25 protein-coding genes and 1 pseudogene are annotated in these 26,023 nt (G+C 64.7%); 13 read left to right on the forward strand and 13 right to left on the reverse strand.

Annotated features, from left to right (window positions below):
• Window positions 1–139 precede the first annotated feature (139 nt).
• From OKW37_RS12580 to OKW37_RS12625, 10 genes are all read left to right on the forward strand, one after another.
• Entirely contained in the window at window positions 140–1,054 is a 915-nt protein-coding gene (locus OKW37_RS12580) for a substrate binding domain-containing protein (RefSeq protein WP_184043936.1), read from the forward strand.
• 175 nt (window positions 1,055–1,229) lie between these two features.
• A complete protein-coding gene (locus tag OKW37_RS12585) occupies window positions 1,230–2,102 on the forward strand; it encodes an RNA polymerase sigma factor (protein ID WP_429406196.1) in 873 nt (290 codons plus the stop codon).
• Window positions 2,092–3,108 carry an anti-sigma factor family protein gene (locus OKW37_RS12590; protein ID WP_429406194.1) on the forward strand — a complete coding sequence of 339 codons (1,017 nt, stop codon included), beginning with the start codon at window positions 2,092–2,094 and terminating at the stop codon, window positions 3,106–3,108. The genes OKW37_RS12585 and OKW37_RS12590 overlap by 11 nt, the downstream gene beginning before the upstream one ends.
• A 191-nt stretch (window positions 3,109–3,299) precedes the next feature.
• Window positions 3,300–3,674, forward strand: coding sequence for a 30S ribosomal protein S6 (gene rpsF, locus OKW37_RS12595; protein WP_090804556.1), 375 nt, complete (start codon window positions 3,300–3,302; stop codon window positions 3,672–3,674).
• Window positions 3,675–3,742: 68 nt separating this feature from the next.
• Window positions 3,743–4,042 carry a primosomal replication protein N gene (priB, locus tag OKW37_RS12600; protein ID WP_008922420.1) on the forward strand — a complete coding sequence of 100 codons (300 nt, stop codon included), beginning with the start codon at window positions 3,743–3,745 and terminating at the stop codon, window positions 4,040–4,042.
• A gap of 2 nt (window positions 4,043–4,044) precedes the next feature.
• The gene (rpsR, locus tag OKW37_RS12605) at window positions 4,045–4,320 is read left to right on the forward strand and encodes a 30S ribosomal protein S18 (protein WP_013588504.1); all 276 of its coding nucleotides are present in this window, start codon (window positions 4,045–4,047) and stop codon (window positions 4,318–4,320) included.
• A gap of 27 nt (window positions 4,321–4,347) precedes the next feature.
• The gene (gene rplI, locus OKW37_RS12610) at window positions 4,348–4,800 is read left to right on the forward strand and encodes a 50S ribosomal protein L9 (RefSeq protein WP_090804561.1); all 453 of its coding nucleotides are present in this window, start codon (window positions 4,348–4,350) and stop codon (window positions 4,798–4,800) included.
• A 168-nt stretch (window positions 4,801–4,968) separates the two neighbouring features.
• Complete coding sequence (locus tag OKW37_RS12615) at window positions 4,969–6,357, forward strand: replicative DNA helicase (protein WP_184064847.1); 1,389 nt, start codon at window positions 4,969–4,971, stop codon at window positions 6,355–6,357.
• 115 nt (window positions 6,358–6,472) lie between these two features.
• Window positions 6,473–7,099, forward strand: coding sequence for a DUF47 domain-containing protein (locus OKW37_RS12620; RefSeq protein ID WP_090804567.1), 627 nt, complete (start codon window positions 6,473–6,475; stop codon window positions 7,097–7,099).
• Window positions 7,099–8,109: an inorganic phosphate transporter gene (locus OKW37_RS12625; RefSeq protein ID WP_184029113.1), complete on the forward strand. Its 1,011-nt coding sequence runs from the start codon at window positions 7,099–7,101 to the stop codon at window positions 8,107–8,109. Before OKW37_RS12620 ends, OKW37_RS12625 begins: the two co-directional genes overlap by 1 nt.
• A 142-nt stretch (window positions 8,110–8,251) precedes the next feature.
• On the opposite strand, the pseudogene OKW37_RS12630 reads toward OKW37_RS12625, so the two are convergent.
• From OKW37_RS12630 to OKW37_RS12690, 13 genes and pseudogenes are all read right to left on the reverse strand, one after another.
• Window positions 8,252–9,059: pseudogene (locus tag OKW37_RS12630) on the reverse strand (SDR family oxidoreductase).
• A gap of 51 nt (window positions 9,060–9,110) precedes the next feature.
• Window positions 9,111–10,262: an NlpC/P60 family protein gene (locus OKW37_RS12635; RefSeq protein ID WP_429406192.1), complete on the reverse strand. Its 1,152-nt coding sequence runs from the start codon at window positions 10,260–10,262 to the stop codon at window positions 9,111–9,113.
• 216 nt (window positions 10,263–10,478) lie between these two features.
• Window positions 10,479–12,326, reverse strand: coding sequence for a PhoH family protein (locus tag OKW37_RS12640; protein ID WP_429406190.1), 1,848 nt, complete (start codon window positions 12,324–12,326; stop codon window positions 10,479–10,481).
• Between the two features lie 103 nt (window positions 12,327–12,429).
• Entirely contained in the window at window positions 12,430–12,564 is a 135-nt protein-coding gene (locus tag OKW37_RS12645) for a hypothetical protein (protein ID WP_260321379.1), read from the reverse strand.
• A 117-nt stretch (window positions 12,565–12,681) separates the two neighbouring features.
• Window positions 12,682–13,143: a peroxiredoxin gene (locus OKW37_RS12650; protein WP_429406188.1), complete on the reverse strand. Its 462-nt coding sequence runs from the start codon at window positions 13,141–13,143 to the stop codon at window positions 12,682–12,684.
• A gap of 208 nt (window positions 13,144–13,351) precedes the next feature.
• Window positions 13,352–14,245: a polysaccharide deacetylase family protein gene (locus OKW37_RS12655; RefSeq protein WP_429406186.1), complete on the reverse strand. Its 894-nt coding sequence runs from the start codon at window positions 14,243–14,245 to the stop codon at window positions 13,352–13,354.
• A 10-nt stretch (window positions 14,246–14,255) separates the two neighbouring features.
• Complete coding sequence (locus OKW37_RS12660) at window positions 14,256–15,302, reverse strand: bifunctional UDP-4-keto-pentose/UDP-xylose synthase (protein ID WP_090804581.1); 1,047 nt, start codon at window positions 15,300–15,302, stop codon at window positions 14,256–14,258.
• On the reverse strand, window positions 15,299–16,228 hold the full coding sequence (locus OKW37_RS12665) for a formyltransferase (protein ID WP_184064856.1): 930 nt from the start codon (window positions 16,226–16,228) through the stop codon (window positions 15,299–15,301). The genes OKW37_RS12660 and OKW37_RS12665 overlap by 4 nt, the downstream gene beginning before the upstream one ends.
• A complete protein-coding gene (locus OKW37_RS12670) occupies window positions 16,225–17,268 on the reverse strand; it encodes a glycosyltransferase (RefSeq protein ID WP_184029067.1) in 1,044 nt (347 codons plus the stop codon). The genes OKW37_RS12665 and OKW37_RS12670 overlap by 4 nt, the downstream gene beginning before the upstream one ends.
• A gap of 6 nt (window positions 17,269–17,274) precedes the next feature.
• Window positions 17,275–18,426, reverse strand: coding sequence for a DegT/DnrJ/EryC1/StrS family aminotransferase (locus OKW37_RS12675; RefSeq protein ID WP_429406183.1), 1,152 nt, complete (start codon window positions 18,424–18,426; stop codon window positions 17,275–17,277).
• Window positions 18,427–18,602: 176 nt separating this feature from the next.
• A complete protein-coding gene (locus OKW37_RS12680) occupies window positions 18,603–18,974 on the reverse strand; it encodes an SMR family transporter (protein WP_013089326.1) in 372 nt (123 codons plus the stop codon).
• Window positions 18,975–18,998: 24 nt separating this feature from the next.
• Window positions 18,999–20,840 (reverse strand): glycosyltransferase family 39 protein, encoded by a 1,842-nt coding sequence (locus tag OKW37_RS12685; RefSeq protein WP_429406181.1) that lies wholly within the window; start codon window positions 20,838–20,840, stop codon window positions 18,999–19,001.
• Between the two features lie 95 nt (window positions 20,841–20,935).
• A complete protein-coding gene (locus tag OKW37_RS12690) occupies window positions 20,936–21,310 on the reverse strand; it encodes an Mth938-like domain-containing protein (RefSeq protein WP_090804589.1) in 375 nt (124 codons plus the stop codon).
• A 450-nt stretch (window positions 21,311–21,760) separates the two neighbouring features.
• Between OKW37_RS12690 and OKW37_RS12695 the strand changes: the two genes are divergently transcribed.
• The 3 genes from OKW37_RS12695 (at window position 21,761) to thrC (ending at window position 25,902) form a co-directional block, all read left to right on the forward strand.
• Window positions 21,761–23,008: a pyridoxal phosphate-dependent aminotransferase gene (locus OKW37_RS12695; RefSeq protein ID WP_429406179.1), complete on the forward strand. Its 1,248-nt coding sequence runs from the start codon at window positions 21,761–21,763 to the stop codon at window positions 23,006–23,008.
• Window positions 23,009–23,110: 102 nt separating this feature from the next.
• The gene (locus OKW37_RS12700; protein WP_184064867.1) at window positions 23,111–24,442 is read left to right on the forward strand and encodes a homoserine dehydrogenase; all 1,332 of its coding nucleotides are present in this window, start codon (window positions 23,111–23,113) and stop codon (window positions 24,440–24,442) included.
• Between the two features lie 8 nt (window positions 24,443–24,450).
• The gene (gene thrC, locus OKW37_RS12705; RefSeq protein WP_429406177.1) at window positions 24,451–25,902 is read left to right on the forward strand and encodes a threonine synthase; all 1,452 of its coding nucleotides are present in this window, start codon (window positions 24,451–24,453) and stop codon (window positions 25,900–25,902) included.
• Window positions 25,903–26,023 lie beyond the last annotated feature (121 nt).

Genomic DNA, 26,023 nt, shown 5'->3' on the forward strand with positions numbered 1-26,023 from the left:
TTGAGGGACACTGTAGGCCTGCGCCAAAGGTTTGATAAGATCAGTCCGGGTTGCTTATTCCGAAACAAAAAGTATGGAATGACGTGAAGCCCGGCTCACGGCCGGCATCAGCCCGGCAAGAGACAGGTGGGAGACGAACATGGACCGCTTCAAACAGATCGAAACCTTCGTGCGGGTCGCCGATGCGGGCAGTCTCGCGGCGGCGGCGCTTGAGGAAGGCGTGTCGCCGGTGATTCTCGGGCGGCGCATCGATGCGCTCGAGAAGCGCCTCGGCGTGAAGCTGATGTATCGCACGACACGGCGGCTCGTCGTCAGCGAGGACGGCGCCGCGTTTCTCGAACGCTGCCGCGGGCTTCTCAGCGAATGGGATCAGGCGGAAAACGAACTGAGCGCGGGGCGCCGCGCGGTGAACGGCCATCTGATCGTGTCGGCGCCCGCCGCGTTCGGGCGTAAGCACGTCGCGCCGCTCGCGCCTGCATTTCTGCGCGACAAACCCGAGTTGCAGATGTCGTTCAATCTGACCGACCGGGTCGTCGATCTGGTGCGCGAGGGCTACGATCTGTCGATCCGCATCGGCGGCGCGGTCGATCCGAACTTCGTCGCGGTGAAGCTCGCGTCGAACCGGCGCGTGGTGTGCGGTACGCCCGACTATTTTCGCCGTCACGGCAAGCCGAAGACGCTCGAGGATCTGCCGGCCCACAACTGCCTCGCGTTCAATCTGCAAGGCGGGCAGAACCGCGGCTGGTATTTCCGCCGCAACGGCAAGCTCGCGACGGTGCGGGTGGGCGGCTCGCTCGACTGCAACGATGGCGAACTGCTGCATCGCTGGGTTTCGGAGGGGCTCGGACTCGGCTGGCGTTCGACGTGGGAAATCCAGCGGCAGCTCGCGCGCGGCGAGCTCGAAACCGTGCTCGACGAATATGCGCTGCCCGATTACGACATTCTTGCGGTCTATCCGCAGCAGCGCTTCGTGCCGGCGCGCGTGCGCTATTTCATCGACTATCTGAAAGACGTGTACGCGAGCGACGACTACTGGAACCGGCCATCGTACTAGCTGGCGAGCGGGGCGCGCAGGCGATCGCGGTCTTTCTTGCGAATGCTCGCCTGAGTCGGGAATAAACTCGGTCTATGGCCAGTTCTGCTGTGAAAGCCACGTCAGGAACGACACCACGCGGGACGCGCAACAGCGACCCGCACGACGCAGCCGCCATGCCCTTGGAGGGGCCCACGTGGTCCAGACCGATTCAGACGCCGATGCCGATGCAGCGAAAAGCCGCCGCTTCCAGCAGCTGGCGTTGCCGCATCTCGACGCCGCGTACAACCTCGCGTGCTGGCTGTGCGGCAATCCGAACGATGCCGAGGACGTCGTGCAGGAAGCGTTCATGCGCGCGTTCCGCTTCTTCGATACGTTTCGCGGCGACTCTGCGCGGCCGTGGCTGCTCGCGATCGTGCGCCGCACCTGGTACACGGAATGGCGCCGGCGCGCGCCGTCGCACGACATGCTCGAATTCGACGAAACGATGGACGACGCGACCCTCGACGGCTGGAGCGCGGGCGGCGACGATCCCCAGACGCTGCTGATCCGCGACGAGGATGCACGCCAGGTACACGACGCGTTGGCGCGTTTGCCGGTCGAGTATCGCGAGGTGCTGATCTTGCGCGAGTTCGAGGAGATGGGATATCGGGAGATCGCGGTGGTGGCCGATGTGCCGATCGGTACGGTGATGTCGCGGCTCGCGCGTGGGCGGCGCAAGCTGGCGGAGGTGTTGATGGCGCTGCAGCGAGGCGGGGGGGAGTCGGTTGGCGGGGGACGCAAAGGCGGGCAGGGTGACCGGCGCGGGTCGACGCAAGCGCCGCTGGAGCAGGGGGCGCAGTCCGGGCGGGTCGTGCAGTCGGCGGCAGTCGCGCCCTCGGGGTCGTCCACGCCCTGCGCGCCGTCCGACCGGTCACCGCGAAGTTCCGGCGACGGCCGCGCGGCATCATCGGCGGTCGTGCCCGCCACCGCAACAGTGACGCAACTCCGGGCGTTTGCCGACGGCCGGCCCCTCAACATTCCCGGCGCTGCCGCCGACCCCGCTCAGGAGACGCCGGATGGACTGTAACGAAGCTCGGCCGCTCCTCGAGGCGAATGCCGATCACGAACTGCCGGCACCCGATGCGCGCCGGGTCCAGCAGCATATCGAGAGCTGCGACGACTGCCGGCGCGCGAGCGACAACCTGCGCGCGCTGAGCGGCGCGCTGCGCGCGGCGCCGTATCATCGGGCGCCGCAGTCGTTGCGGGCGCGGATCGTGGCGGGCTTGCCCGGCGCGGTCGAGGGAGGAACTGCGGGGTTGGCCACGACGGCGGCGCCTGAAGATGCGGAGGAGGAGTCTACCGGCAGCGCTAGCGCCGGGCTGACCGACATGGCGACGTACCAACCTCAGCGTCAGCGTCGTTGGGCGCGGCGGCCCGCGTGGCTCGACCGGTGGCTCAGTGGCTTCAGCGGTCCGGGTCGCTCGGGCGATTCACGCGGCCGGCTAATCGGCGTCAACGGACCGCATGCCGCCGGCGGCGCCAACCGCGTGGTCGCGCGCGGCGGTCTCGCGGTGCTCGTGATCGCGCTGTGTGTGGCCACCGCTGTCCTGACGCTGACGCTGCGCCGTCCCGCCGAATTCACGCCATTCACCGACGAACTCATCGAAAGCCATGTGCGCGCGCAGGTTTCCGGCCGCGACATCGACGTAATTTCGACCGACCGTCACACGGTCAAGCCATGGTTCAACGGTCGGCTCGACTATTCGCCGCCGGTCGAGGACCTCGCGGCGGCCGGCTTCGCGCTGGAGGGGGGCCGGCTCGACTACCTCGCGCACCAGCGGGTCGCGGTGCTCGTGTACCGCTACGGCAAGCACGTGATCGACGTGTATGTGTTTCCGCAGTCCACGATGCGTGGCATTGACGGCGCGGCGCCGGCATCGCTCGCCCACGACGGCTATTCGATCGCGCACTGGGACGCGGCGGGCATGACCTGGTGGGCGATCTCGGACGCCGCACCCGATGCGCTCAAGGGACTCGAAGCGGCGCTCAGAGCGCGTTTGCAGAGCGGCAGCCAGCGCACGGAAGCGGGTTGAGGGGCAAGGACGGCCCGACTTCCGCGACCCCCCACCCTAAGCTCTTGAAAACACATCCGATTCCGCCGCCGAATCGGCGGAATTCCTTGCAACCCGTCCCCATTCGGGTTAGACTCTTGGGCTTCTCACTTGCCGCACCGGTTCCGACGCCCGGGCGGCTTCTATCCAAAAGTCAGCACAAGGAGTGTGTAATGCGTCATTACGAAATCGTCTTTATCGTGCATCCCGATCAAAGCGAGCAGGTGCCCGCCATGATCGAGCGTTACAAGGGCACGATCACGTCGCACGGTGGTCAGATCCACCGCGTCGAAGACTGGGGCCGTCGCCAACTGGCCTACATGATCGAGAAACTCGCGAAGGCTCACTACGTCTGCATGAACATCGAGTGCGACCAGACCACGCTCGACGAGCTGGAACACGCATTCAAGTTCAACGACGCCGTTTTGCGTCACCTCATCGTCAAGATGAAGAAGGCCGAAACCGGCCCGTCGCCGATGATGAAGGAAGTGCAGCGCGAAGAAGCCAAGAAGTCGGCAGCAGCTCAGCCGACCGAAGCGCAGGCTTAAGACTCGTTATTAAGCTGCCAGACACGCAGCGTCGCTCCGCTCACGTACACGAAGACATAAACAGGTACATGAACCGGCTGCAACTTACGGCGAGCGTCGTCGAACGCGAACCGGTGCGGTACACCCCCGCCGGCGTTCCGATTGCAAGCTGCACGTTGCACCACCGCACGGAAGTCGTCGAGGCGGGCATTGCCCGTCAAGTCGAACTGACCATGCAGGCGGTCGCCGCGGGCGAAGCGAGCGGTAAGCTCGAAAACTGTCAGATGGGCGTCGAAACGCTCTTCACAGGTTTTCTGGCTAAAAAGCACCGTAACGCGCGAACTCTGGTATTTCACATCACAGCATTGCAGGACATTGGAAAGGACTAATCATGCCCCGCCCGACTGGTAAGAAATTCGACAAGCGTCGTCAGCAACAGAACCCGCTCTTCAAGCGCAAGAAGTTCTGCCGTTTCACGGCTGCTGGCGTCGAGTACATCGACTACAAAGACATCGAAACGCTGAAGGACTTCATCGGCGAGAACGGCAAGATCACGCCGGCACGTCTCACGGGTACCAAGGCGCATTATCAACGCCAGCTGGACACGGCTATCAAGCGCGCACGTTTCCTCGCGCTGGTGCCGTACACCGACCAGCACAAGGCCTAACCCGACGACGCGATAAGGAGCATCCGAATGCAAATCATTCTTCTGGAAAAAGTCGTCAATCTGGGTAACCTCGGCGACATCGTGAAGGTCAAGGACGGTTACGCACGTAACTTCCTGATCCCGAACAAGAAGGCTCGCCGTGCAACGAAGGAAGCCCTCGCTGAATTCGAAGTGCGCCGCGCAGAACTCGAAAAGCACGCCGCTGAAAAGCTGGCAGCCGCTCAGGCTCAAGGCGAAAAGCTGGCAGGCCAGACCGTTCAGATCAAACAGAAGGCTGGCGTCGACGGCCGTCTGTTCGGCTCGGTGACGAACGCTGACATCGCCGAAGCGCTCGGCAAGCAAGGCTTCGCAGTGGAAAAGGCGCAAGTGCGTCTGCCGGAAGGCCCGCTGAAGATGGTTGGCGAGCACCCGGTTCAGGTTTCGCTGCACACCGACGTTCTCGTCGATGTGACGGTGGCCGTGATCGGCGAGCACGTCTAAGCCGACCGCATCAAGCATCAGGCAGGATCAGCCAGCGTATTGCTGGTGAAGAGCAGGGGCCGGGAAACCGGCCCCTGCTTTTTTTGTGCCCGACTATCTCTCGTATATCACCGTATTTGCGTTTTTTCCGCTCGCAGCCGTCGCCGGATTGCCCGATAATTCCTCCCCATGAACGCACCGTCCAAAGATCCCCAACTCGAGTCGCTGAAAGTCCCGCCGCATTCGATCGAAGCCGAGCAATCGGTGCTGGGCGGCCTGCTGCTCGATAACGCGGCCTGGGACCGCATCGCCGACTTCCTCGCGAAAAGCGACTTCTACCGCTACGACCACCGCATCATCTTCGAGCACATCGGCAAGCTGATTGCGGCCACGCGGCCGGCCGACGTGGTCACCGTCTACGAAGCGCTCGGCACCTCGGGCAAGGCGGAAGAAGTCGGCGGCCTCGCTTACCTGAACGCGCTCGCGCAGAACACGCCGAGCGCGGCCAACATCCGCCGCTATGCGGAAATCGTGCGCGACCGCGCGGTGCTGCGCCGGCTCGTGTCCGTCGCCGATGAAATCTCCGCCGACGCGTTCAACCCGCAAGGCAAGGAAGTCCGGCAATTGCTGGACGAAGCGGAATCGAAGGTGTTCTCGATCGCCGAAGACGGCGCGCGCGGCACCCAGGGCTTTCTCGAGATCGGGCCGCTGCTGACCCAGGTGGTCGAGCGGATCGACACGCTCTATCACACCGCCAATCCGAGCGACGTGACCGGCACGCCGACCGGCTTCGTCGATCTGGATCGTATGACCTCGGGCATGCACGGCGGCGAGCTGATCATCGTCGCGGGCCGTCCGTCGATGGGTAAGACGGCGTTTTCGATGAACGTCGGCGAATACGTCGCGGTCGAGTACGGACTACCCGTCGCGGTGTTCTCGATGGAAATGCCGGGCACGCAGCTCACGATGCGTATGCTGGGCTCGGTCGGCCGGCTCGACCAGCATCGCATGCGAACCGGGCGCCTGACCGACGAGGATTGGCCGAAGCTCACGCATGCGGTGCAGAAAATGAGCGAGGCGCAGATCTTCATCGACGAAACCGGCGGTCTGAACCCGATGGAACTGCGCTCGCGCGCGCGCCGGCTATCGCGCCAGTGCGGCAAGCTCGGACTGATCATCATCGACTATCTGCAGCTGATGAGCGGCTCGTCGTCGGGCGAAAACCGCGCGACCGAAATCTCGGAAATCTCGCGTTCGCTGAAGAGCCTCGCGAAGGAGCTCGACGTGCCGGTGATCGCGTTGTCGCAGCTGAACCGCGGTCTCGAGCAGCGGCCCAACAAGCGGCCAATCATGTCGGACCTGCGCGAATCGGGCGCTATCGAACAGGACGCCGACGTGATCCTGTTCATCTACCGCGACGAAGTGTACAACCCGGACAGCCCCGACAAGGGCACCGCGGAGATCATCATCGGCAAGCAGCGGAACGGTCCGATCGGTCCCGTTCGGCTCACGTTCCACGGCCAATACACGAAGTTCGATAACTTTGCGGGCGCGCAGAACTTCTACGGCGGCGAGTGACGCAAGGCGCCGTGGGCTGTTGTAACGGCGCTGTCGCGAGTGCGGCAATGATGGCGGAACGGTACAATATGGCGCTTTTATGTCAGCCATAACGTGACCCATTTCCAGGATCCCAATGTTCGGTCGATTCATGCCCACCGAGGGCAAGTTCTTTGAAATCTTCAATTCGCACGCAACGTGCATCATCTCGGCAAGCCGCGAACTCGAGCTCCTGATCGACAATCTGCAGGACGCCGAAACCCACAAGCAGAACGTACAAAAGGCCGAGAAAGCGGCCGACAAGCTCACGCACGAAGCCATCGACCTGCTGCACAAGACCTTCATCACGCCGCTCGACCGCGACGAGATCCACAAGCTGATCACGACGATGGACGACATCCTCGACCTGATGGAGGACGTCGCCACCGCGATCTCGCTGTATGACGTGCAAGCGGTCACGTCGGAGGCGAGCCAGCTCGCGCATATCTGCACGGCAACCTGCGAGCGCGTGCAGTTCGCGGTCAGCCTGCTGTCGGACATGAAGCAGGCGAGCCAGATCCTGAAGGCCTGCGAGGACATCGACCGGCTCGAATCGGAGGCCGACAGCGTGCTGCGCGCGGCGATGTCGAAGCTGTTCCGCGAGGAAGACGACGTCAAGGTCCTGATCAAGCTCAAGGCGATCTACGAGCTGCTCGAAACGATCACGGACAAGTGTGAGGATGTGGCCAACATCATCGAAGGCATCGTGCTGGAAAACGCATAATGCAATCGATACAACTCGCTATCTGGGTCGTCACCGGCCTGGTTGCCATTGCTTTGGTGTTCGACTTCATGAACGGTTTTCACGACGCGGCGAATTCGATCGCCACGGTCGTGTCGACCGGCGTGCTGAAGCCACAGCAGGCGGTGGCGTTCGCGGCGGCGTTCAACGTCATCGCGTATTTCGTGTTTCACCTGAAGGTGGCCACGACCGTCGGCAAGGGCACGATCGACCCGGACATCGTCGACCACTACGTGATCTTCGGCGCGTTGGTCGGCGCGATCGCGTGGAACGTGATCACCTGGGTCTACGGCATTCCGTCCAGTTCGTCGCACGCGTTGATCGGCGGCCTCGTGGGTGCGGCGCTCGCGAAGTCGGGCTGGGGATCGCTGAACTGGGATGGCCTGATGAAGACCGTCGCGTTCATCTTCATTTCACCGCTGCTCGGCTTCGTGCTCGGCTCGTTTTTCATGCTGCTGGTGTCGTGGCTGTATTTCCGCACGCCGCCTAGCAAGGTCGACCGTCGCTTCAGGCGTCTGCAATTGTTTTCCGCTGGCCTGTACAGCCTGGGTCACGGTGGCAACGACGCGCAGAAAACCATCGGCATCATCTGGATGCTACTGATCGCCACCGGCTTCGCGTCGATGAAGGCGGACGCGCCGCCGCTGTGGGTGATCGGCGGCTGCTATCTCTCGATGGGTCTCGGTACGCTGTTCGGTGGCTGGCGCATCGTGCGCACGATGGGCCAGAAAATCACGAAATTGAAGCCGGTCGGCGGCTTCTGCGCGGAGGCGGGCGGAGCGATCACGCTCTTTACCGCCTCGGCGCTCGGCATTCCCGTCTCTACCACGCATACGATCACCGGCGCGATCGTCGGAGTCGGCGCGACGCAGAAGCTGAGCGCGGTGCGCTGGGGTGTCGCCGGCAACATCGTCTGGGCCTGGATTCTGACGATCCCGGCTTCCGCGGTGCTGTCCGGCGGGGCCTGGTGGCTGGGCCACCACTTCCTGTAATCACCATGCGATGCATGGCCTGCGCTGCCGGGTTCGGCTGAGTTTGGCTGAACAGCACGCGCGGGCTTCGGCTACATGCCGCCCATGGCATCGCACCGGTGTCCCTACGCAGTTCGACTAAAAAGCGCGTTGCACGACGCGTTCAGATCAGCGGCGCATTCGCACCATCCATCGGAATGATCGCGCCCGTCACATAGCTCGCGCGGCGGCTCGCGAGGAACAGCGCCACGTCGGCGATTTCCTCCGGCTTTGCATAGCGCCCGAGCGGCATCCGGGCCTGGCCGCGCGCCAGCGCTTCGTCATTGCCGATGCCTTGCTGCGCCGCTTCCAGCCGGACCGCTTCCTCGACGCGCTCGGTCAGCGTCGAGCCCGGATTGATCGCGTTGATGCGGATGCCATAGCGCGCGTAGTAGTGCGCGAGGCCGACGGTCGCGAGCATCAGCGCCGCGTTGGCCGCGCCGCCTGCGATATGGATGTCGCTCGCGACCTTGCCGCCCATACCGATGATATTGACGATTCGTGCCCGGCTCGGCACCGCCGTTGGCTTTCGCGCGCTCGGCCATACGGCGCAGCACTTCCTGCTGCGGATAGATATACGGGAAATACTTCGCTTCCATCGTCGCGCGGAATGCGTCGGCATCGAGCGTCTCGGGGTCGTACCGGCGCGCGGCGCCGGCACTGTTGATCAGTACGTCGATCGGGCCCACGGCGGTGCTGACTTCCTCGACGATATCGGCGGCGCTGTGCGCTTCGTGCAGGTCGGCGCGCGTGCGGTGCACGTGGAATCCTTCCTGTTTCAGCTGTTCGTAGGCGCGCGCAAGGTTGGCGGGGTCGCGCGACACGATCGCGACCTTCGCGCCTTCCTGTGCGAAGGCGCGCGCGCACGCGAAACCGATGCCTTTGCTGCCGCCGGTGATGAGCACCACCTTATTTCTGAGCCCGAGTTCCATGGTCGTTACCCGCCGTCGAAAGAATATCGATGACGATAGCAGATCACGGCGTCAGAAGTTGCCGTTCGCGAAACGGGCGATTGGGTCGTCGCTGCTTTGAGTGGGTGCGGGCACGCCGTGGGAAGCCGTCGACGCACGCATGAGCTGCACGGATCCAGTGCCTTCGGTCTGCTGCATCTGCCGGGCCTGGCGTTCCGCGATGGAGGCGGGTGGCGGCGGTTCGAATGCATCGGCGGCGGCGTCGATCGGGTCGGGCGAAGGTTGGGCAAGGGTGCGGGCGGTCGTCGCGGACTGCATCGGTTGAGCGGGCGAACGAGCGCCGCTTTCAAACGTGCTCGCCTGAGCCGCGGGGACCATCGTCGCTGCCACGGCGCCCGCTGAGCGTGCCTGCAGCTGCGCGGCGCCGAGGCCCGACGGCGGCGGCTCGAATTGATCGGCTTGCACGACGGGCGTGCCGCCGCCTGCACGGGTCGCCGGCGTCGCGCTCGCGACCGGCCGGGCCGTTGCCATCGACGACGCGCTGGACAGCGCCGTCGGGCCCGCGTAGGTCGACGCTGCCGGAACTGCCACGGTTGTTGCCGTGCCCATCGCCGCGGCCGCAGCACCTCGCTCGGTTTGCGGCGCCGCAGCCTGATAGCTCGGCGTATCGAACGGCGCCGGCGTTGCCGCCGGTCCCGCCATCCGGCGGATGCCGTCGAAGCGCTTCGCCCAGTAGGGATTGGTCAGATAGTCGAGCCGCACGGTGCCGCCCGTCGATGGCGCGTTGACGAAGCGCAGCTTGCCCACGTAGATGCCGACGTGTGAATGCGCGCGCCCCGTCGTGTTGAAAAAGATCAGATCGCCTGGCGCGATTTCGTCCGGTTCGATCGACTCGCCACGCCCGCTCATCTCGGCCGTCGTGCGCGGCAGGTTCACCGACGCCGCGCGCAGCACGACGTACCGCACGAGCCCGCTGCAATCGAAGCCGCTGTCGGGCGTATTGCCGCCCCAACGGTAGGGCACGCCGACGAGACTCATCGCCTGAATGGAGATTTCCTCGCGGCCGATGCTGTGATCGACGAAGTGGGGAAAGCCGGGCGGCGGCGCGCGATAGGCGCCGTTCGCGACGACGCTGCCGCCTGACCCGCGCGACGTCTTCTGCGGCGCGCCGGCACAGGCGGCGAGCAGCAGGACGGGCAGCAGCGATAAGGCGAGTCGGCGCATGAAGACGGCACGGGCGGTAAGCGCCCATTTACTCACTGAGGATGTCGGGATGGTAGCCGCCCAACAAGGCTGCGGCAAGAATTGTTGATAAATTACTTGAAGTTTGTGCGCTAAGTGTTGCCTGCGTGGAACGCCGGCGCAATAAAAAGGCCGCGTCCGGAACGAACCGGACGCGGCCTGCGATCAAAAGCCGGAAAAAAAACCGGCGAACGACGTCTAGAGAATCTCCGACGCGTAGTCAGCGAGGCGCGAGCGCTCGCCGCGCGCCAGCGTGACGTGTCCGCTGTGCGCCCAGCCCTTGAAGCGATCGACCACGTAGGTCAGGCCCGAACTGCCCTCGGTCAGGTAAGGCGTATCGATCTGCGCGATGTTGCCAAGGCAGATGATCTTCGTGCCCGGACCCGCGCGCGTGACGAGCGTCTTCATCTGTTTCGGCGTCAGGTTCTGCGCCTCGTCGATGATCAGATACTTGTCGACGAACGTGCGGCCGCGCATGAAGTTCATGCTCTTGATCTTCAGGCGCGAGCGGATCAGCTCCTGGGTCGCGGCGCGGCCCCATTCGCCGGCGGCGTCGTCGGTTTTCTGCAGCACTTCGAGGTTGTCGTCGAACGCACCCATCCACGGCTGCATCTTTTCCTCTTCGGTGCCCGGCAGAAAGCCGATGTCTTCGCCGACCGGCACCGTCGCGCGCGTCACGATGATCTCGTTGTAGCGCTTGTCGTCGAGCACCTGCGCGAGACCCGCCGCGAGTGCGACCAGCGTCTTGCCGGTGCCGGCCTGGCCGAGCAGCGTGACGAAGTCGATGTCCGGATTCATCAGCAGGTTCAGCGCGAAGTTCTGCTCGCGATTGCGCGCCGTGATGCCCCACACGTTGTTCTTGTGGTGGCCATAGTCACGCAGCGTTTGCAGCAGCGCGGTCTTGCCGTTCAGTTCGCGCACCAGCGCATGAAACGCGGGCTCGCCGTTCTGCGGCTCCAGATAAACGAACTCGTTGACCAGCATCGATGCGCACAGCGGACCCGTCACGCGGTAGTACGTGGTGCCGGTTTTCGTGTCCTGCCAGCTTTCCATGCCCTTCGCGTGCCTGGTCCAGAAGTCTTGCGGCAGCGCGCGGATGCCCGTGTACAGCAGGTCGCTGTCCTCGAGCACCTGGTCGTTGAAGTAGTCTTCGGCGGGCAGACCGAGCGCATGCGCCTTGATGCGCATGTTGATGTCTTTCGACACCAGCACGACCTGGCGATCCGCGCGATCGCGCTGCAGCGCGCGCACGACGCCGAGGATCTGGTTGTCGGCCTTGCCTTCGGGCAGACCTTCGACCGGCTCGATCGCGGTCAGTCGGGTCTGGAAGTACAGCCGCCCGGACGCCTCGCGGCTGCCCAGACGCGCGAGCGAAATGCCGTCGGCCATGTCGCCCGCGTTCGCGACGAGCGCGTCGAGCGTGCGGCTCACCTGACGCGCGTTACGCGCGACTTCCGACATTCCCTTCTTGTGGTTGTCGAGCTCTTCCAACGTCATCATCGGCAGATAGACGTCGTGCTCCTCGAAGCGGAACAGGCAGCTCGGATCGTGCATCAGCACGTTGGTGTCGAGCACGAAAAGCTTCTGCACCTCGGCTGGCGTGGCGCCCGTGCCACGTTTCTTGCGCGTGGCGGCAGGGCTCGCTGCGGCGGGCGCGGCGGCTGTTTCGTCCGTGCGCTGCTTCGCGGCGGGCGCGCGTGCGACGATCGGCTGCGCTTCGGCCGCGTCGGCTTCGAACTGCGCTCGCGCGGACGGAACCGGCTGCAACAGCGCGGCGGTCTGCCTGGTCTTGCGGCCGCGCGCGGGCGCGGGTTGCGCGGCGGGCGGCGACTCGACGGCGGGCACGGGCCACAACGTGGTGGCGGCGTTGGCAGCGTGCGCCATCGGTGTCGCGACATTGACGCGGCCGTAATCGGCCGACTCTGCGGATTCCCCTTCACGCGCCTGTTTTTTCGCGGCGGAGCGCGCGGGCGTGACGGCTTTGGCCTTGTATTCGTCAGGCGACAAAAGATTGCCGAGCTTGTTGGGGGGAGTAGGCAAAGGCATGGTTTCCCTCGAAATGATCGGGTCACATATCGTGCGCCGCCCGTCGCATTCTGACGATGCCCTCACGGGACATCGAGTCTGCGCGAGGAGGCGCGCATTCGGTCTAGAGATGCCGGTTCGCCTGGTTTTCGATAGGCTCCTTGACGGAAGCGCGCGAACCAATGAACGAACGGTCGCGCGCAATTAAAAAAGCCGCCGCCCCGGCATTCGGGGCAAGCGGCTCGACGATGATGCTCACGTTGCGCCTCACGCTCCGAACGGCACCGGTGGATCCGGTCAGGCGGCCGTCAGGGCTGGCGCAGCGGAGAATAATGTGGGGTGGACAGGCACTCATTGCGGGCCAATATAACGCGCATCAAAGCGCTTGTACAGCCTCCAGAATGTCGTCGACGTGGCCCGGCACTTTAACGCCGCGCCACTCGTGGCGCAGCACGCCATCGGCGTCGATGAGGAACGTGGAGCGCTCGATTCCCCGTACCTCTTTGCCATACATTTTCTTCATTTTGATGACGGCGAAGAGGGCGCACAACGTTTCTTCCGGGTCGGAAATCAGCGGGAAGGGTAGTTCGAGCTTAGCCTTGAAGTTGTCATGCGAACGCAGGCTGTCGCGCGACACGCCGATCACTTCCGCGCCGGCTTTCATGAACTTCGGATACAGATCGCGGAACTGCAACCCTTCGGTCGTGCAGCCCGGCGTATTGTCCTTCGGATAGAAATACAGCACCACCTTCTTGCCCCGCAGCTTTGACAGCGTGATTTCGCCGCCCGTCGCGGTGGCGGTGAAGTCGGGGATGGGTTGGTCGACTGCGATGGACACGAGGTTCTCCGGTTGTTGGGGCTGGCGTCGCTAGGTGCCGCGGCGTCGGCCGGTCTGTCGTCGAGGTTGTTGTTGTTCGGGATTACGGTCGGCGCGCGGTTGTCCGATCGTCAGACCCGGCAAGGAAGCGGGCAACAGGCGGGCAACGGGCGGGCAATGGGCGAGCAACAAGCGGCGCGCCTTCCAACGACTCCTGCGTCGCGGGCCTTCAGGGCTGGACGATCAGTTCGCCGGAGCGTCCCGGAATCTCGCCCCACGCGACAGGGTACGATGGCAGCGTGTCGCGGTCTAGCGTGGCGTAGTAATCGCCCATCGTCGCGAACGTGTGGCCCTGGGCGCGCCAGCCTTCGAGCAACTGTTCGAAAACCGGCGCGAGTTTCTGTCCTTCGAGTTCCGCGTGCAGCGTGAACACCTGGTCGTGCGGATTTTTTTCAGTTTGTTTCAGCATCCACGCGGCGACGTTGTGCGTATCGACACCATCGACACCGAGCACTTCGTCGAGCGTCGGGAGCGTGGTCGGCATCTGCACGTGCTTCAGCGTCCTGCCGTCGACCACCAGCAGATATGGCGAGTGGCCACGGCCGTCGGAAGCGTAGCGCATGCCCCACGCGTCGATCTGCTCGAACGCGTGGCCGTTCATCTGCCAGCCCGCGGCGCCGTGCGTGACGGGCGGCGCGCCGAATATCTCGATGAACCGCGCGTGGCTCCGCTGCATCTGCGCGACGGTCCACGCGCGATCTTTGGCGCGCACGTTGTCCTGCCAGTACACGTGATCCCACGTATGGATGCCGCACTCGAAGCCGGCTTCGTGGATCGCGCGCATCTCGGCCGCGGCCTTCGCGCCGATGTCCGGACCGGGCAGCAGCACGCCGTACATCAACTGCCTGACGCCGTAATGCTCGACCACCGACGTGCGCGACACCTTCTTCAGAAAGCCCGGCCGCAGCACGCGGCGCATCGCCCAACCGGTGTGGTCGGGCCCGAGGCTGAACAGGAAGGTGGCGCGCGCCTTGAAGCGGTCGAAGATGCGCGCGAGATTCGGCACGCCTTCGCGGGTGCCGCGCAGCGTGTCGACGTCGATCTTCAGGACGATGCGAGCCAAGGACGCGCCCTTATTGCTGTTCGACGAGTGCGCGGGCTTCCGCGACGTGGCCGCGATACGCTTCGAAAATCTTGCGCAGCGCTTCGTCGAAAGTCGACGTGGGTGCCCAGCTGAGTTCCTGCTTCGTGTTGTCGATCTTCGGCACGCGGTTCTGCACGTCCTGATAGCCGTTGCCGTAGTACGCGCCCGACGACGTTTCGACCAGTTGCACCTTCCTGGCCAAGTCCGCGTATTCGGGGAATTCGGCCGCGAGTGCCAGCATCTTGTGCGCGAGCTCACGCACCGAGAAGTTGTTGATCGGGTTGCCGATGTTGTAGATCTTGCCGGTGGCGACGCCGTTCTTGTTCTCGATGATCTTCATCAGCGCGCTGATGCCGTCGTCGATGTCCGTGAACGCGCGCTTCTGCGCGCCGCCATCGACGAGGCTGATGTTCTCGCCGCGCACGATGTGGCCGAGGAACTGCGTGACCACGCGCGAGCTACCTTCCTTCGGCGTGTAGATCGAGTCGAGGCCCGGGCCGATCCAGTTGAACGGACGGAACAGCGTGAAGTTCAGGCCTTCCATGCCGTAGCCCCAGATCACGCGGTCCATCAGCTGCTTCGAGCACGCGTAGATCCAGCGCGGCTTGTTGATCGGGCCGTACGACAGCTGCGATTCTTCCGGATCGAACTGCTCGTCCGTGCACATGCCGTAGACCTCGGAGGTCGACGGAAACACCAGATGCTTGCCGTACTTGACGGCTGAACGCACGATCGGCAGGTTCGCCTCGAAGTCGAGTTCGAACACGCGCAGCGGCTGCTTCACATACGTTGCGGGCGTGGCGATCGCGACGAGCGGCAGAATCACATCGCACTTCTTGACGTGATATTCGACCCATTCCTTGTTGATCGTGATGTCGCCTTCGAAGAAGTGCATCCGCTCATGATTGACGAGGTCGCCGAGACGTTCGGTCTGCATGTCCATCCCGAACACTTCCCAGTCGGTGGTTTCGAGAATGCGTTTGGACAGGTGATGGCCGATGAAGCCATTCACACCCAGAATCAGGACTTTTTTCATGAATGAGATTGGATGAGCTGGGCGAATTCCGCCGGACTGACGGCAGACTCGCCGCCGTCGTGCTGGTGCCGCAATTCGTGGATGTTGATCGCGCGGCCGTCGCCGCAGATCGCGAAAACGGCATTATCGCTTACGTGCAGGCCCGGGGGCAAATCCGAGCGGAGCGCGCCGGGCGCGGCCAGACGCGCGCGCGCGACGATGAAACGGCGCCCGTTCAGCTCGGTGAAAGCGCCCGGATACGGCGGCGCGACCGCGCGGATCAGGTTGTAGACCTGTTGCGCGGACTGATTCCAGTCGATGCGGCCGTCTTCCGGTTTGCGCCCGCCGTAGTAGCTGCCATGCGCGAGATCGTTCGGCAGATGCGGCGCCTCGCCCGCGAGCAGCGCCGGCAGCACGCGCCACAGCGTTTGCTCGGCGGCGACCGTGACCTTGTCGAAGACCTGCGCGGCGGTGTCGTCGGGCAGGATCGGCACCGGTGTTTGCGCAATGATCGCGCCGGCGTCGGGCTTCGCGGCCATTTCGTGCAGCGTTGCGCCGGTTTCGTTTTCGCCGTTGAGCACCGCCCAGTTGGTCGGCACGCGGCCGCGATACTTCGGCAACAGCGAGCCGTGCATGTTGTAAGCGCCCCGTGCGGCGATCGCGAGCAGGTCGAGCGGCAACATGTGGCGGTAGTAGAACGAGAAGATGAAGTCCGGCCGCGCGGCGCTCACCGCGGCGCGCAGTTCGGGGCTCTTCGGATCGGCCGGCGTGACGACGGCAATGCCGTGCCCGGCTGCCACCGATGCGACGCTGCCGAACCAGATGTTCTCGCTCGGGTTGTCTTCGTGGGTCACGACGAGTGCGACCTCGACGCCGCGCGCGAGCAGCACCTGCAGGCAGCGCACGCCGACGTTGTGATACGCGAATACGACGGCGCGCGGCTTCATGGATGGTGTCCCTGGTCGGCGACCGGCACCGGCTGCACGCCTTGCACGACGGTCTGACGCGGCGCTTCGGCGACGGCCCCGCCGTCGCGTTGCTCGAGAATGGTCTGCACCAGATAACGCGGCCGCGCACGCACCTGCTGATAGATCCGGCCGATGTATTCACCGAGCAGGCCGAGCGCGAAGATGATCACGCCGAGCAGGAAGAACGTGATGGCGAACAGCGTGAACACACCTTGCACTTCCGCGCCGATGATGAAACGGCGAATCAGCAGCAGGACGAACAGCGCCGCGGACCCTAGCGACAGGATCACGCCGATGAACGACAGCCATTGCAGCGGCACCACCGAGAAGCCGGTGACGAGGTCGAAATTCAGACGGATCAGCGAGTACAGCGAGTACTTCGACTCACCGGCGAAGCGTTCCTCGTGCGCGACCTCGATTTCCACCGGATTTTGCGCGAACGTGTACGCGAGCGCCGGGATGAACGTGTTGATTTCGCCGCAGCGGTTGATCGTATCGACGATATGGCGGCTGTAGGCGCGCAGCATGCAGCCCTGGTCGGTCATCTTGATGCGCGTGATGCGCTCGCGCAGATGATTCATCGCGCGCGACGCCTTGCGGCGCCACAGGCTGTCCTGGCGCTGCCGACGGATCGTGCCGACGTAGTCGAAACCTTCGCGCATCTTCGCGACGAGCTTGCCGATTTCCTCGGGCGGATTCTGCAGGTCGGCGTCGAGCGTGATCACGATGTCGCCGCGCGACTGCTCGAAGCCCGCGAGAATCGCCATGTGCTGGCCGTAGTTACCGTTCAGCAGGATCACGCGCGTGGTGTCGGGGCGCGCGCGGAACTGCCCGGCGAGCAGCGCCGCGGATTTGTCGCGGCTGCCGTCGTTGATGAAGATCACTTCATAACCGGTGCCGAGCGCGTCGAGCGCCGGATAGAGGCGCGCGAACAGCGCGGCCAGTCCGGCTTCCTCGTTGTACACCGGAATGATGATCGACACTTCCGGTGCGACGGCGCGATGTTCCGAATAAGTCATGTCCGCTTATTTTCCGTAGTGTTCGCAAATTTCGTTGACCGCGCGGCACACGCGCTCGACGTCGCCTTCGTTCATCAGGGTGAAGAGTGGCAGCGTGACGGTGGTGGCGCCGAAGCGCTCCGCGTGCGGGAACATGCCTTCCTTGAAGCCGCGCGCGCGGTACAGGGAAAACAGGTGCAGCGCCGGGTAGTGCACGCCCGAGCCGATGCCGCGCTCCTTCAGCTCGCCCATGAAGCCGGCGCGGTCGATCGACAGTTTTTCGAGCGGCAGCGTGATCTGGAACATGTGCCAGTTGCTGTTTTCGAAGTCCGCGGGCGGCAGGCCGACGCCGAGCTGAACGGCCGCGCCGCCTTCGAGTTGCGCGAAGTACGCGCGCACGAGCTTCTTGCGCTGCGCGATGAAGCGCTCGAGATGCGGCAGCTGGCCGAGGCCGACACGCGCGGCGACGTCGGTCAGGTTGTACTTGCCGCCGAGCACGTCGCAGTCCATGCCGTCGAAGCCGGTGCGCGTGATGCCCTGCAGCCGGTACTTCTGCGCGAGCACCGCTTCTTCCTCGTTGTTCAGCACCAGCGCGCCGCCTTCGACCGAGGTCAGGTTCTTGTTCGCGTGGAAGCTGAACGACACGATGTCGCCGAGCTTGCCGATGCGCTCGCCGTTCCAGGTGGAGCCGAATGCCTGCGCGGCGTCTTCGATCACGCGCAGCTCGTGCGCGCGGGCGATCCCGTACAGACGGTCCATGTCGACCGGCAGGCCCGACAGGAACACCGGCAGCAACGCCTTGGTGCGCGGCGTGATCGCTTTTTCGAGCAGGTCGAGATCGATGTTGCGCGTGATCGGGTCGATGTCGGCGAACACTGGCGTCGCGCCGGTTTCGAGGATCACGTTGCAGGTCGACACCCAGGTGGCCGGCGTCGTGACCACTTCATCGCCGGGACCGACGCCGGCGATGCGCAGGCCGATTTCGAGCGTCGCGGTACCGGAATTGAAGGTGCGCACCGGGCGGCCGCCGCAGAACTCGGACAGCGCGGCCTCGAACTTCTGGTTCTGCGGGCCGGTGGTGATCCAGCCGGAACGCAGCACGTCGGCGACGCCCTGGATCGTTTCCTCGTCGATCTCGGGTTTGACAAACGGCAAAAACGGGACTTGTGACTGGCTCATGAATGCATCGCTCGATTGAAAGGGGCGCGGCCCGACGGGCGCGAAGTAAACCACAAACTACCCGCAAACCCAAGGCCGCGGCTTAAAAAACGCAACCGCTCAGCTTACCGCGGCCCACCTTACGTCATGCTTAGGCGGCGCGTGTGCCGCGCCGGTTCCTACGCGGGGCGCCGCGCCTAGCTGCGCGCGAGCACGACCACGCCGACGAGAATGATGCCGATGCCGACCAGCTTCTGCACCGACATCACTTCGCCAAACAGGTACCACGCGGCGATCGCGTTGACGACGTAGCCCAGTGACAGCATCGGATAGGCGATCGACACGTCCACGCGCGAGAGCCCGATGATCCACACCGCCACGCTGATCACGTAGCAGGCGAGCCCGCCGATGATCGGCGGCTGGGTTGCCAGCTTGAAGCCGATGGGCAGGATGTTCGCACGGGTGAATTCGAAGTGTCCAACGGCATTCGTGCCGGCCTTGAGCAGCAGCTGCGCGCCGGCATTCAGCGTGACGCCGGCCAGGATGCAGAACAGGGAAATCGGGTTCATCGAACGGTCTGGTTCTCGAAAGGGTTAGGGCTTTGCCGCGGGCGTGGAGACGGGGGCCGGCGTGGCCGATGCCGCGGGCCTCACTTCCACGACTGCCGAGGCGGCGTTAGCGGGGGTAGCGGGTGCTGCTGCCGCCGCTGCGGCCGGGGCGGCGGCAGCCGCGTCGGCGAGCGGCTTCATCACCACCACGCGGCGCGGATCGCGCGCGATCACCTGCATCGGCACGCCTTGCTTGACGAGGCGGTCGTAGGTCGGCGGCGGGATCAGCGCGAGCGCGTAGCGTTCGGCCTTCCAGCGCGCGATCCACGCGTCGACCGTCGGCACCCATTTTTGCGGCTCGACGGACACGCCGAATGCGAGCTCGTCCGGGTGGGCGACCATGATCATCGTGTGGCCGATGTAGAACGGCAGCGTGTGGTCGAGCACGCCGACCGAGTAGAACGGCGTGTCGGGCGGCAGCTTCGCGAGCTCGGCCTTGATCGCGGGCGCGAGCGGCGCGCCGGAACTCAGGCGCCCGAACACGTCGTGGCCGGTGCCCGCGATGGTGCCGAGCAGCAGCCAGCCCGCGCCGAACGCGGCGAGGCTGCCGAGACCGACTCGCGCGTTGGCGCCCACGCCGCCCTGGCCGCGGCGGTTCAGCCACAGCGCGAACAGCGTGAGCACGAACGCGACGGCTAGCGCGGCGAGCACCCACACGCGGTATTCGGCATACAGCTCGGCCGGATTGCGCGCAGTGCCGAAGCGCGGCAGGAACAGCGCCGCGAACGCGGCGACCACGAAAAACAGCGCGTAGCCCGCCAGATGCCGGCGCAGCTGCTCGCGCGTGACGAGCGGCAGATACATGCCGATCAGCATCGCGATCGGCGGCGCGATCGGCAGCGTGTAGGACAGCAGCTTCGAGTGCGACGCGCTGAAGAACAGGAAAATGAAGACGATCCACGTAAGCATCAGCGTGACCGGCGCGAAGCCGTTCGGCTGACGCGGCTGGCGCCACGCGTGGCGCACGCTTTGCACGGTTACCGACAGCCACGGCAGGAAGCCCACCAGCAGTACTGGCACGAAGTAGTAGAACGCGCCGGGGCGATTCTGCTCGGGCGTCAGATAGCGCTTGAACTGCTGAACGACGAAGAAGAAGTTCAGGAATTCCGGATTGCGCTGCTGCACGAGGACGAACCACGGCGTCACGATCGCGAGAAAAACGATCAGCCCGCTCACCAGATGCAGACGCTTCCACAGCGCCCAGTCGCGCGCGATCAGCGTATAGAGCACCAGCACCGCGCCCGGCAGGATCAGCCCGACCAGGCCCTTCGAGAGCACCGCCAGCGCCATCGACGCCCAGCACACCCACATCCAGCCGCGCACGCATGGGGGCCGCAGGTTCGGGCGCTGGGCGAGCAGCAGCGCGCACAGCGTGAGCGCCATCCAGAGCGACAGGCCCATGTCGAGCGTATTGAAGTGGCCCATCAGGTTCCAGTACGGCGAACAGGCGAGCACGAGTGCCGCGAACACGCCGGTCGCCGCGTTGAACACGCGGGCGCCGGTAAAGCCGATCAGCAGCACGCCGGCGAAGCCCGTCAGCGCGGTGTAGAGACGCGCCTGCCATTCGCCGATGCCGAACCACGCGAACGTCAGCGCGTTCGCCCAGGTTTGCAGCGGCGGCTTCTCGAAGTACTTGTAGCCGTTGTAGCGCGGCGTGATCCAGTCGCCGGTCAGGAACATTTCGCGCGCCATTTCGGCGTAGCGGCCTTCGTCGCTCGGCAGCAGATGGCGCCAGCCGAGCGGCACGAACCAGATCACGGCGAGAACCAGCACCAGCAACAGGATCGCGGTGCGATTGAGCGGTAGCCTCGACGGCGTATCGTTCATGAAATATCAACCCTTCTTGTTATCGACGGCGCGCGCACGGGCGCGACGCGGGGGGCCAGAACCGGGCCGGCCGGGTGCGCCGGCGCCGGGCACGCTCAGGCCTCGATCAGCAACGCGGCCGCGACCTTGCGGCCCTCGGCCATCAGAATGTTGTAGGTGCGGCAGGCGGCCTTGAAGTCCATCGTTTCTACGCCGATGCGTTTCGCGGTCAGCGCGGCGGTCAGGCGCGGGTGCGGGAAGCGCAGCCGCTCGCCGCTGCCGAACACGACCACTTCGGGCGCGGCGTCGACCAGCATCGCGAAATGCTCGGCGCTCAACTGCTCGAACGAGGAGACGGGCCAGGGAATGACCGGCGCGTCCGGCAGCACGAGAATACTGCCCGCGTGACGCACCAGATTGATTTCGACGTAGTCGGCGCCATAGCCGGTAACGGTATTGAGCGCGCCGCTGGAATCCTGATGTAATTTCAAATTGGTTTTCCGAAGTCGTCGTGAGACGTCATGCGTGTTGCCGGCCTGGCTGCACGTCGCACAGGCCGCGCGGTTCGACGCGTGTGACACACGAGAAGGCCGAAAAGGCTTGCCGATGCGGGTGGTGCATTGCGGAAGTCGGCCAAAATCCGCTAAATTATAACTTTTTAGCCGCCTTGCGGCGCCCCTCGCTCAAGTGCCGCCACAAGCCGCGCTGGGCGCATCGGCGTGGCCCACCGGCCACCTGGGTTGGCATCGCCCGCTTTCGCTGCGTTTTTTTCCACGCCGGAACCCGGAAAGCCGCGGCCGCTCGACAGTTCGACCCCATTTCGCGACTGGCCGCCGGCGCCGCCGCGTCCGAATTCCCCGTAGCGGTGAATCCGAGCGGCCCGGCGTCGTCAGCCAGGCCCCGTTTGCCCAAGGTTTGCCCCAGCCATCAACCAGGATGAAGTGCCCGCCGTGAAACCAATTCTCAAATCCAACAAGTTGCTGAATGTCTGCTACGACATTCGCGGGCCCGTCCTCGAACATGCGAAGCGGCTCGAAGAAGAGGGTCACCGCATCATCAAGCTGAACATCGGCAATCTGGCACCGTTCGGCTTCGAGGCGCCGGACGAGATCATCCAGGACATGATCCTGAACCTGCCCAGCTCGTCGGGCTACTCCGACTCGAAGGGCGTGTTCGCCGCGCGCAAGGCGATCATGCACTACACGCAGAAAAAGGGCGTGCACGGCGTCGAACTGGACGACGTCTACATCGGCAACGGCGCGTCCGAGCTGATCGTGATGGCGCTCCAGGGCCTCATCAACGACGGCGACGAAGTGCTGCTGCCCGCGCCCGATTACCCGCTGTGGACCGCCGGCGTGAGCCTCGCGGGCGGCACGCCGGTGCACTACATCTGCGACGAGTCGAATAGCTGGATGCCCGACCTCGATGACATCCGCGCGAAAATCACGCCGAACACGCGCGCGCTGGTCGTGATCAACCCGAACAACCCGACCGGCGCGCTGTACTCGGACGAACTGCTGCTCGGCCTGATCGAGATCGCGCGCCAGCACGGCCTCGTGATCTTCGCCGACGAGGTGTACGACAAGATCGTCTACGACGGCAAGACGCACACGTCGATGGCGTCGCTGTCCGAAGACGTGCTGACCGTCACGTTCAACAGCCTGTCGAAGAGCTACCGCTCGTGCGGCTATCGCGCCGGCTGGATGGCCATTTCGGGCCTGACCGGCGAGAACCGCCGGCTCGCGAAAGACTATCTGGAGGGGCTCGGCATCCTCGCGTCGATGCGGCTGTGTCCGAACGTGCCCGGCCAGTACGCGATCCAGACCGCGCTCGGCGGCTATCAGAGCATCAACGACCTGATCGTGCCGGGCGGGCGCCTGTACAAGCAGCGCGAGCTCGCCTACGACATGCTGACGGCGATCCCCGGCGTGAGCTGCGTGAAGCCCGAGGCGGCGCTGTACATGTTCCCGCGCCTCGACCCGAAGGTGTATCCGATCCAGAACGACCAGCAGTTCATCCTCGACCTGCTGCTCGAAGAGCGCGTGCTGCTCGTGCAGGGCACTGGCTTCAACTGGAAGACGCCGGATCACTTCCGTGTCGTGTTCCTGCCGAACGTCGACGACCTCGCGGATTCGATCAACCGGATCGCGCGCTTCCTCGACGGCTACCGCAAACGTCACACGGCCTGAGCCGGGGTCGCGTACGATGTGGCGCCTGATGTGTCAAATGAGGCGCGCCGCTCGTGCCACCCCCGACACCCTTTTCAAACCTCTACTAGAAACACACGCTGCATGGAACCGATCAAAGTTGGACTGCTGGGCTTCGGCACGGTAGGCAGCGGGACCTTCACGGTACTGCGCCGCAATCAGGAAGAAATCAAACGTCGCGCGGGTCGCGGCATCGAGATTGCGCGCATTGCCGTGCGCAACCCGGCCAAGGCGACCGCGGCGCTCGGCGGCGAAGCCGGCAGCGTGGCGCTGACCGATGACTTCAACGCGGTCGTCGACGATCCTTCGATCGCGATCGTCGCGGAAATGATCGGCGGCACCGGCATCGCGCGCGACCTCGTGCTGCGCGCGATCAACAACGGCAAGCACGTGGTCACCGCCAACAAGGCGCTGCTCGCGGTGCATGGCACGGAGATTTTCGAGGCGGCGCGCGCGAACGGCGTGATGGTCGCGTTCGAGTCGGCGGTGGCGGGTGGCATTCCGATCATCAAGGCACTGCGCGAAGGGCTGACGGCGAACCGCATCCAGTACATCGCGGGCATCATCAACGGCACGACGAACTACATCCTGTCGGAGATGCGTGACCGTGGGCTCGATTTCGCGACCGCGCTGAAGGCCGCGCAGGAGCTCGGCTACGCGGAAGCCGACCCGACCTTCGACATCGAGGGCGTCGACGCGGCGCACAAAGCGACGATCATGAGCGCGATCGCGTTCGGCGTGCCGGTGCAGTTCGACCGCGCGTACGTCGAAGGCATCAGCAAGCTCGCCGCGATCGACATCAAATACGCCGAGGAGCTCGGCTACCGCATCAAGCTGCTCGGCATCACGCGCCGCACCGACAAGGGCATCGAGCTGCGCGTGCACCCCACGTTGATTCCGGAAAAGCGCCTGCTCGCGAATGTGGAAGGCGCGATGAACGCGGTCGTCGTGCATGGCGATGCGGTCGGCACGACGCTGTACTACGGCAAGGGCGCGGGCGCCGAGCCGACGGCTTCCGCCGTGGTCGCCGATCTCGTCGACGTGACGCGTCTGCACACGGCCGACCCCGAGCACCGCGTGCCGCATCTGGCGTTCCAGCCGGACAGCCTGTCGAACACCCCGATCCTGCCGATCGAAGAAGTCACGTGCGGCTACTACCTGCGCCTGCGCGTCGCCGACGTGACCGGCGTGCTCGCCGACATCACGCGCATTCTGGCGGACACCGGCATTTCGATCGACGCACTGCTGCAAAAGGAATCGGAGCTCGTCGACGCGAACGGCAAGGGCGAAACCGACATTCTGCTGATCACGCACGAGACGGTCGAAAAGCAGGTCAATGCCGCGATCAGGTCGATCGAGGCGCTCGAGACCGTCGTCTCGCAAGTCACGAAGCTGCGCATGGAAGCGCTGAACTAGGCCGAACTATGAACTACCTCTCCACGCGCGGCGCCGGAGCCGGCGAGCGCCATACCTTCTCCGAGATCCTGCTCGGCGGTCTCGCGAAAGACGGCGGCCTGTATCTGCCGGCCGACTATCCGCGCGTCACCCCGGACGAACTCACGCGCTGGCGCACGCTGCCGTACGCGGATCTCGCCTTCGAGATCCTGTCGAAGTTCTGCGACGACATTCCCGCCGACGACCTGCGCGCACTGACGCGCAAAACCTACACGGCCGCGACCTACTGCAACGTGCGCGACGACGAAAGCGCCGCGCAGATCACGCCGCTGAAGACGCTCGGCGTCGAAGACGGCGCGCCGCTGTCGCTGCTCGAACTGTCGAACGGTCCGACGCTCGCGTTCAAGGACATGGCAATGCAGCTGATCGGCAACCTGTTCGAGTACGCGCTCGCGAAGCATGGCGAAACGCTGAACATTCTCGGCGCGACGTCGGGCGACACCGGCAGCGCCGCTGAATACGCGATGCGCGGCAAGAAGGGCATCCGCGTGTTCATGCTGTCGCCGCACAAAAAGATGAGCGCGTTCCAGACCGCGCAGATGTACAGCCTGCAAGACCCGAACATCTTCAACCTCGCGGTGCAAGGCGTGTTCGACGACGCGCAGGACATCGTGAAGGCGGTGTCGAACGATCACGCGTTCAAGGCGAAGTACAAGATCGGCACGGTCAACTCGATCAACTGGGCGCGGGTCGTCGCACAGGTTGTCTATTACTTCAAGGGCTACTTTGCCGCGACGAAGTCGAACGCCGAGCGCGTGTCGTTCACGGTGCCGTCGGGCAACTTCGGCAACGTGTGCGCGGGTCATATCGCGCGCATGATGGGTCTGCCGATCGAGAAGCTCGTCGTCGCGACCAACGAGAACGACGTGCTCGACGAGTTCTTCCGCACTGGTATTTACCGCGTACGCAAGGCGGCCGAGACGTATCACACGAGCAGCCCGAGCATGGACATCTCGAAGGCATCGAACTTCGAGCGCTTCGTGTACGACCTGCTCGGCCGCGATCCGGCGCGCGTGCTGCAACTGTTCCGCGACGTCGAGGAGAAGGGCGGTTTCGATCTCGCGGCAAGTGGCGACTTCGCGCGCGTAAAGGAGTTCGGTTTCGTGTCGGGCAGCAGCAGCCACGACACCCGCGTCGACACGATCCGCGACGTGTTCCAGCGTTACGACACGATGATCGACACGCACACGGCCGACGGCGTGAAGGTCGCGCGCGAGCATCTGCAGCCCGGCATTCCGATGATCGTGCTCGAGACCGCGCAGCCGATCAAGTTCGGCGAGACGATCCGCGAGGCGCTGCTGCGCGAGCCGCAGCGGCCGGCGGCGTTCTCGGGGCTCGAGTCGCTGCCGCAGCGCTTCGAGGTCGTGCCCGCGGATGCGCAGCGGGTGAAGGACTTCATTGTCGCGAATACCGGCGAATAAGGGCGAGCGGGCCGCGTCGCTTCACGTTGATCGACGCCCACGCCCGCACTACGAGAAAACGCTGGCCGCACTTCCGCGGCCACGCATCGAAAAACACCAAAAGCTCCCCATAACGCCCGGC

The organism is Paraburkholderia sp. MM5482-R2, assembly GCF_050436125.1.
Classification (GTDB): domain Bacteria; phylum Pseudomonadota; class Gammaproteobacteria; order Burkholderiales; family Burkholderiaceae; genus Paraburkholderia; species Paraburkholderia tuberum.